This is a genomic window from Moorena sp. SIO4E2 (assembly GCF_010671945.1).
GTDB classification, from domain to species: Bacteria; Cyanobacteriota; Cyanobacteriia; order Cyanobacteriales; family Coleofasciculaceae; genus Moorena; species Moorena producens.
The window spans coordinates 1-1223 of the sequence record NZ_JAAHIE010001318.1 but is presented as its reverse complement, the minus strand read 5'-3'; the positions used below and the strand labels follow the sequence as shown (position 1 = coordinate 1223).

The window sequence follows — 1223 nt, the reverse complement described above, 5'->3', positions numbered from 1 at the left end:
ACATCCAAGCCCCCGTTGGTCCCCCAATTTTGGGGGACTTCTACCAGCAAATTGATTCTTGTTCCCCCCAGAATTGGGGGGCTAGGGGGGCAAAATTCAGTATCAAAAAACTTTTCAGATATCCTCTTAGGGAACAGCGGATCTGGGAACAGGGAACAGGTAAGAGAGAAAAAATCCTGTGTACCTGATAGTTATGAAAAACGCTGTATAGTAAACTTTTCAGGACTCATGTCACCCCCTCAGGATAATTTCCTTCAAATATAACTATTTATAGCGTTTAAGGATAAGCAATGTCGCTCATGACTCTGAGAATTGCTATAACTGCTATAAAAGCGATCGCTAAATAAAATCCTCAATCACTGCTGTTACCGCTTCATGATACTCTTCAGAAATACCTAAAGTTCCAGCTAATCGAACGGTTTGCACCTGTCCTAACTCCGCCATCGCTATCATTTCGGCTTTTGACTTAGGTGGCGCATTTTCCGCTAATATCATTAATAAGGGCATCGGCACAGAATCTAAAAGCTGCAAAAATTCCTCCCGATTAGCTACAGGATCGATTGCGCCAGTAACAAAGGCAGCAGGGGCATATCTGCCGCCATCTTTGGAAGTGATTTTGTGTTTTTGGGCAATAAATTCGGGAGTTAGTTTGGTTTCATCCACATAGACGTGGCGTTTATACATCAAGCGCAGAAAAGAAGGGGTAGTGTTGAGATAGTATAGACTCTGACCTAACCAGGGCGATCGCACTAGGTTTTTTACTCCGTTTCTCACACCATCAGGTAAACCCATTGCTCTTAACGGTCCTTTCCAAGTGGGAGCCACTAAAATTAGTTTAGAAATACTATCTGGATGATCTTGGGCAAATTTTAAAGCGTATCCAGAAGCATGACCGGCAGCAATTACGATAATTGAGCTATTATTAAAAACAGAGTTAACAAAATCTGCTAATAACTGCTGAAATAATACGGGATTGTAATCCACAGGAGGGCATTGAGACTCGCCAAATCCCAACCAATCTAGAACGGTAACGTGATAGTTGGTAGCGAGTAGATTGGCAATACCTTTCATTTCTGTGCGACTAGAAACTGTACTAAAAGCAGGCAGTAACAGTACGGGGTTTCCTGCGCCAATGGTTTCGTAGACCACTTGATACTGTTTGTCTTGCCAATTCCAGTTGTAGAAATTTTTGGTACCGCCAATACCAGAGTTAATCTGAGTGG

The 1223-nt window shown here is 42.5% G+C and carries 2 protein-coding genes; one reads left to right on the top strand and one right to left on the bottom strand.

The window, feature by feature from the left end; translation table 11 throughout:
* Nucleotides 1-188: hypothetical protein (locus F6K37_RS43315; RefSeq protein ID WP_287257331.1), on the top strand; the 188-nt coding region annotated here is incomplete at its 5' end.
* Between the two features lie 151 nt (nt 189-339).
* Here F6K37_RS43315 and F6K37_RS43310 read toward each other — a convergent pair.
* On the bottom strand, nt 340-1223 hold an 884-nt coding region (locus F6K37_RS43310; RefSeq protein WP_287257330.1), incomplete at its 5' end, for an alpha/beta fold hydrolase.